This is a genomic window from Pedobacter sp. 01N416, assembly GCF_056399685.1.
On sequence record NZ_JBFTRT010000290.1, the window covers coordinates 1 to 5,959 of the forward strand.

Genomic DNA, 5,959 nt, shown 5'->3' on the forward strand with positions numbered 1-5,959 from the left:
CAATATATCCTTCGATAGGATAAAACAGATTAATGCCGGTGTATTAAACATGGGTTATGCAGAAAGCGGCCCAGCAGATGGCGAACCAGTTATACTGTTACATGGATGGCCTTATACAATTCACAGTTATACCGATGTGGCCGCCCTGCTTTCTGCAGAAGGATACCGGGTAATCGTTCCGCACCTCCGCGGCCATGGCAGTACGCAGTTTCTTTCGGCAAAAACACCGAGAAATGGACAGCAATCGGCCATTGCTGCAGATATTATTGCTTTGATGGATGCCTTAAAAATAGATAAAGCAGTAATTGGTGGCTTTGATTGGGGAGCAAGAACGGCCAATATTATGGCTGCCTTGTGGCCAGAACGTTGTAAAGCAATGGTTTCGGTAAGTGGATACCTCATTGGAAACCAGGAGCTAAACCAAAAACCATTATCGCCAAAAGCTGAGTTATCATGGTGGTATCAGTTCTACTTTGCAACTGAACGTGGCCGTTTAGGATATGAAGCTAACCGAAAAGATTTTGCTAAACTGATCTGGCAAACCGCTTCTCCAGAATGGAAATTTACTGATGCTGTTTTCGAAAAGTCGGGAGTTGAATTGGATAATCCAGATCATGTGGCCATTGTAATTCATAACTACAGGTGGAGATTGGGGCTGGCAGGTGGGGAAGCACAATATGAAAAATATGAAAAAATACTAGCCACATTTCCGGCAATAACGATTCCAAGCATTACACTCGAAGGTGATGCAAATGGTGCACCGCATGGCAACCCTGATAATTATGCAGCTAAGTTTAAAGGTAAATATGTGCACCATAATCTTAGTGGAGGCATTGGACACAATCTTCCTCAGGAAGCACCTAAGGCATTTGCGGATGCCATTATCCAGGCAGCAATGATGGCGTAAAAAAAAGCTAAAATACTCTTCTAATAATTTTAACAATCATAATAAATTTTAAAAAAATGGAAAATCAAAATGTAATCGAATCAGCAAATACGTTAAATGTAGTGATCAACAAAGTGCTTTACACAGGAAAAGTACATGTAAATGGCGGTCGTGAGGGCTTCGCAAAAAGTAGCGATGGAGCGCTTGACACCGCACTATCATCTCCTGGCAGTGCAGGAAAAGGAACTAACCCTGAGCAATTATTTGCTGCAGGCTGGGCTGCATGTTTTATTGGTGCAATGAAACACAATGCTCCCCAACTTAAAATTGTACTTCCTGCTGATACTGCAATTGATGCAGAAGTTGATCTGGCTTTGGCCGATAGTGGTTTTAATCTTCAGGCAAGATTAAATGTGGTTTTACCCGGGCTTACCTACGAAGAAGCAAAAATAGTGGTTGAAGCTGCTCACCAAACCTGTCCATACTCTAAAGCTACCCGTGGTAATATCAATGTCCAGATCAATGTAGCGATATAAGCTACCATAAACCAAAAAAGCACTCCAGGTTAAAATTGGGGTGCTTTTTTGATTTATTAATTTAATGATCATGCTATACAGGAAAAGCAGTTTCGCGTTTAGCCTGCTTAATTACAAGCGAACTATTAAGGGTACCTATATTATCCAAACGGCCGAATTTATTAATTAAAAAATCGTTATAAGCAATCATATTCCTTGCAACAACTTTTAACATAAAATCAAAACCTCCTGTTGTATGGTAACATTCCAGTACTTCATCAAGTTTGCTTACCTCCTGCTGAAATAACCGGAAGGCATTAACAGAATGATTGGTAAGCTGAACCTGTAAATAGGATATCATACAGTTCTCAAATTTATTAGGATCGATTAATGCTACTATCGAAGAGATAAATCCTAAACGTTCTAAGCGTTTTACACGTTCCTGAATGGGCGATTTTGACAAATGTAGCATAGCAGCCAGTTCCTTATAGGTTAGCCTTGCATCTTTTTGTAATAGTGTTAAAATATCTCTGTCTGTTTGGTCAGGGCTGTATAATTCCATTATAGTGATTAGTCTATTTATTTCTTTTCTAGGCTTAGTTTATAATGAATACCCAAATATATAAATACTCTCCGTTAAACCCTTAAGCGGAACACAAAAAAAGAACAAAATTTTGGCGAAAAGTATAATTAAAACTACCAACAGAATTAAATTCCGAAAAAGCCTATTCAACAGGACATTTTCCGTATTTATCAGCCACCTTCGTTTTAATTGTCAATGCGACAGATATTTGTTTAACGAATGAAACAACCGCTAACAGCAGTGCGTTGATTTAGTTTAGTTAATGATAACAAGAGCGCCAGCGCGATGCTGGCTCTTTTGCTTTTTAAATTATACTATAATTCGATGCAAAGCCAAGGTAAATAATCGCCCTTTTCGCATTTTTAAGCCTGGCGGATCTCCAATTTCTAAGCCCAAAACAAGAGCCGAAAATATCCACTCGCAAAAATCATCAATATTTTTTTGGAATATTCAGTTTTTAGCTTTTACTTTGAAATACAAAGCACTTTACAAAACATAGAAATATGACGCAATTTAACCCATCAGGCTTACTAGCTCTGCAATACTTTAGCATAAAGTTTCGTCCTTGGATTTTATTGTATTATCAGCAGGCTTACTATCACTTGCAGCTCACCACTATTTAACCAGCAAGCTATGAATACGGAAGAGAAAAAATTAAGGCTACATTCCAAAATATACGTCTGTACAATCATTGCCGGATTGACAATAAGCGGATTAACCGCTTTTCCGTTAGAAACTGAAATGGCTTATCTGGTGAAACACAGTACAATTTTACCAAGTTGTCTTCAAAACTGGATTGAAGCGGTTTATCAGGCCCTTAAAGCTACCAACTTACGTTATTCATTTTTAAGTTATGGCACCGATTGGCTGGCTTTTGCACATATCATGCTGGCCGTGCTTTTTATCGGCCCATTAAAAGATCCTATCAAAAACAAATGGGTAATCGAATTTGGTATCATCTGTTGTATCTCGATTATTCCATTGGCCTTAATTGCCGGAAACATCCGCCACATTCCAGTATTCTGGCAAATGATAGACTGTTCTTTTGGCATCATCGGCGTTATCCCGCTGATACTATGCCGCATCAACATCAAAAAAATTGAAATATTAGAAGAGCATTATGGATTATGGACTTTGTAGATAAACATTCTATCGTAAGGAAAATATGGGGCAACACAGATGTTGTGCTTTTTATTTTTGCCGGCGCCGCAGCAGAATTTAGCCTGAATAAAGCTGTTGATTGGTTGTATTTTACAGGCAAACTACCTAAAGATCCGCTGGGAAGATTGTTTTCTACTGTTGCCTATGCGCAAAAAATCGTGTTTTCCACTTTAACTGAAGCTAATGCAGCGATAGATCAGATTACCATGATCCATCAGCATGTTGAAGCTGGAAGAAATGCTAAAATTCCAGATTGGGCCTATAGAGATGTATTATTTATGCTGATTGACTATTCAATCCGTGCTTTCGACGTACTGGAAAGAAAACTCACTTTAACAGAAAAGGAGGAAATATTTACTACTTTCTATCAAGTTGGATGCCGCATGAAAATAAATGGACTTCCTGGTAATTTTGCGGCCTGGCAGATGATGCATGAACAACAGTTACAGGAAAATTTAATTTATAGCTGCTTTTCTCATGATCTTTATGATCAGTACAAAAAACACCTGGGTGCGCTGAGGTATTTATTAATGCGAAAAATACAAGCACTCATCGTCCCACTTAAAGTGAATGAATTGCTTAAACTGGGGGAAGGAAAACCCATTAAATCAATACTTACTTTATACAAAATAAGCAGGAAACTGAAGGTGAACAAACCGTTAAGAAACTTAATTCTTCCTGCAGCGTACAAGACACRGATTTTGAGCCTCGAAGCTTTTTAAGCATAATAAAGCTGTATCATAAATTTAATTTCGATTCGTATGTCACATTGAGCTCGTCGAAACGCTCTGCCAAGGTTATTTAATCTAGTCTTTCGACAGGCTTCCATAAAAAGGTCGTCATTGCGAGGAACGAAGCAATCTTAATGCGCACGCTGGTAGYGATCGTTGTAAGATTGCTTCGTCGGCTGGAAAAGCCTTCTCGCAATGACGATAATCTGAGGAGATTTAATCTCTTAAACTCACCTGTAATTAATATTGATTTTTGTACCATAAATTACCCTCAGGTACAACACAGCTTTATTACAACCTTCTATTTCCAATCAAACGGTAAATACCAGTTGGCTGGATCCATTAATTTTTGTCTGGCAAGGCTTGCATTAGGGTTGCCTGCTTTTAACAGCTTTTGGTAAATGCGATCTGCTAAAAAGGCCGGGTTGTTCTGTCTGCGGGCAATACGGACCAAATCAGGCCAGCGGTTACCTTCAAAAGCAAGTTCCAATGCGGCTTCATCAATTAATTTGCCTTCTAAGCCTATCATATCCGTTTGGTAACTTATATCAATAGCGTTTACTACTGCCCTACCTCTAATGCCACAGTTACGGTACCAGGTACCCGAAACATCGTTATTTTTTCTGGCATCGAAATAATATGGTGAAGTTTGTGGATAAGGCGTTATCATGGTATTTAACTCGGCTACCGAAACTGGTGCCTGGGCGCCAGCTGTAAACGTACCTACATAATAAGTATTTCTGATCCCCGTGTTTAACAATGCCCAGCCTAACTTGGTCTGCCCATCTCTATTGGCAGCTTCCGAAAAACGCAGGTGTAATAGTGACGCACGATAAATGCCCCATTTCCCACCGTTATCGGTTAATTTGGTGATTTCTTCGCCCATGGCCGAAGCATTGAACGATAATTTGCTCCTCGGATCGAAAGGAACACCACTAGTGGTAACCTGGCTATTCCACAAGTCTTTTATAGCCTGCGAAGGTTTTATCTGATAGCTTTTAAGCGGCGAACACAAATCAATCATTGGGTTTACAGGTTTAAAGGCGGTATTATAAGGCATGGCCCATAACCACTCGGTGCTCCATGGGCTCGAGGTGGTTGGCAAGGCAAAAATAGCACGCCAGCCTGCATCTAAACTGTTTATCAAACTACTGGCATCTTGCCCGCTTCTGCTAAACAGAACAGCTAAATTAGCATAAGCCACATCACCAGAGTTATTGATTTTGTAAAAGTTAAACCTAAAATTATCATTCGCATTGCCATTTTCGGCGTTCATCAGCTTGGCATAATTTTCGGCTGCTTTAATATAATTGCCTTTCCATAAGTAAAGATCGCCTAACAGAAAGGCTTTGGAAGCAAACAATTTTTGGGTACTATTGGCATCAATGGTAACCAGTAAGGATGTTCCTGTTGGATAAGCATAAGCTTCCTTATATGGCAGGCTCTCGTTAAAGGCAATTAATTTATCCAAGAGCTGATCAAACGGTGTTTTTGGGTAATTGGCCAGGTTTTTCAAATCATCTACCGTTTCTATCGCATCGGTAATATATGGTACACTACCATATTGAATACCTAAATGCAGATAAATCCAGCTCCTTAACGTGGCAATATCTGAATAGCGTTTGTTGTAATCATCAACACTCATCCGGCGATCATCGACCATCATTTTAAAGTTTTTGAGCACATCGTTACAATTCACAATCACCTGATAATATGGTCTTGGATCAACATATTGATTGTTTTTTGTTTCGGTATGTGATGATAACTCCTGCAGATCGGTACTTGATCTGGAGGTAACATCCATTAAATCTCCACGTAGTTCGTTCTGCAGGATGTATAGTTTTTCCAAGCCCAAAAATTGGCCGTAAATACCGATAACCGCCGCATCTGCATCAGATACTGTTTTAAAAGCATTTACACTATCCAATTTATCTTCGGTTGGTACGTCAAGCATTTTTTTGCAAGACCACGAACCTGCCGATAAAATACCCAACAGCAAAAGGGATGCAATTTTTTTATTTAAGTTCATTTTCATGAGTATATCTTTCTTAATTATAATCCAACTCTAACACCTAGCTGAAAC

At 39.2% G+C, this 5,959-nt stretch carries 6 protein-coding genes; 4 read left to right on the forward strand and 2 right to left on the reverse strand.

All coding sequences use genetic code 11. From position 1 onward, the window contains the following. Together AC1DND_RS16280 and AC1DND_RS16285 are read left to right on the forward strand one after the other, a co-directional pair. Window positions 1-907 (forward strand): alpha/beta fold hydrolase (locus AC1DND_RS16280; RefSeq protein WP_477583162.1); only part of this gene is annotated, 907 nt, incomplete at its 5' end. 56 nt (window positions 908-963) lie between these two features. After that, entirely contained in the window at window positions 964-1,422 is a 459-nt protein-coding gene (locus AC1DND_RS16285; RefSeq protein WP_477583164.1) for an organic hydroperoxide resistance protein, read from the forward strand. 73 nt (window positions 1,423-1,495) lie between these two features. On the opposite strand, the gene AC1DND_RS16290 is transcribed toward AC1DND_RS16285, so the two are convergent. Next, the gene (locus AC1DND_RS16290) at window positions 1,496-1,963 is read right to left on the reverse strand and encodes an Lrp/AsnC family transcriptional regulator (RefSeq protein WP_477583166.1); all 468 of its coding nucleotides are present in this window, start codon (window positions 1,961-1,963) and stop codon (window positions 1,496-1,498) included. Window positions 1,964-2,617: 654 nt separating this feature from the next. Here AC1DND_RS16290 and AC1DND_RS16295 point away from each other — a divergent pair. Together AC1DND_RS16295 and AC1DND_RS16300 are read left to right on the forward strand one after the other, a co-directional pair. Beyond that, window positions 2,618-3,124 carry a hypothetical protein gene (locus AC1DND_RS16295; protein ID WP_477583168.1) on the forward strand — a complete coding sequence of 169 codons (507 nt, stop codon included), beginning with the start codon at window positions 2,618-2,620 and terminating at the stop codon, window positions 3,122-3,124. Then, window positions 3,112-3,867: an oxygenase MpaB family protein gene (locus tag AC1DND_RS16300; protein WP_477583170.1), complete on the forward strand. Its 756-nt coding sequence runs from the start codon at window positions 3,112-3,114 to the stop codon at window positions 3,865-3,867. The genes AC1DND_RS16295 and AC1DND_RS16300 overlap by 13 nt, the downstream gene beginning before the upstream one ends. 310 nt (window positions 3,868-4,177) lie before the next feature. On the opposite strand, the gene AC1DND_RS16305 is transcribed toward AC1DND_RS16300, so the two are convergent. Next, window positions 4,178-5,905 (reverse strand): RagB/SusD family nutrient uptake outer membrane protein, encoded by a 1,728-nt coding sequence (locus tag AC1DND_RS16305; protein WP_477583172.1) that lies wholly within the window; start codon window positions 5,903-5,905, stop codon window positions 4,178-4,180. Window positions 5,906-5,959: the final 54 nt, after the last annotated feature.

What these genes read in the sequence shown, in the direction of transcription:
- AC1DND_RS16290 (WP_477583166.1), bottom strand. Translation starts at nt 1,963, where the DNA reads ATGGAATTATACAGCCCTGACCAAACAGACAGAGATATTTTAACACTA.
- AC1DND_RS16295 (WP_477583168.1), top strand. Translation starts at nt 2,618, where the DNA reads ATGAATACGGAAGAGAAAAAATTAAGGCTACATTCCAAAATATACGTC.
- AC1DND_RS16305 (WP_477583172.1), bottom strand. Translation starts at nt 5,905, where the DNA reads ATGAACTTAAATAAAAAAATTGCATCCCTTTTGCTGTTGGGTATTTTA.
- AC1DND_RS16285 (WP_477583164.1), top strand. Translation starts at nt 964, where the DNA reads ATGGAAAATCAAAATGTAATCGAATCAGCAAATACGTTAAATGTAGTG.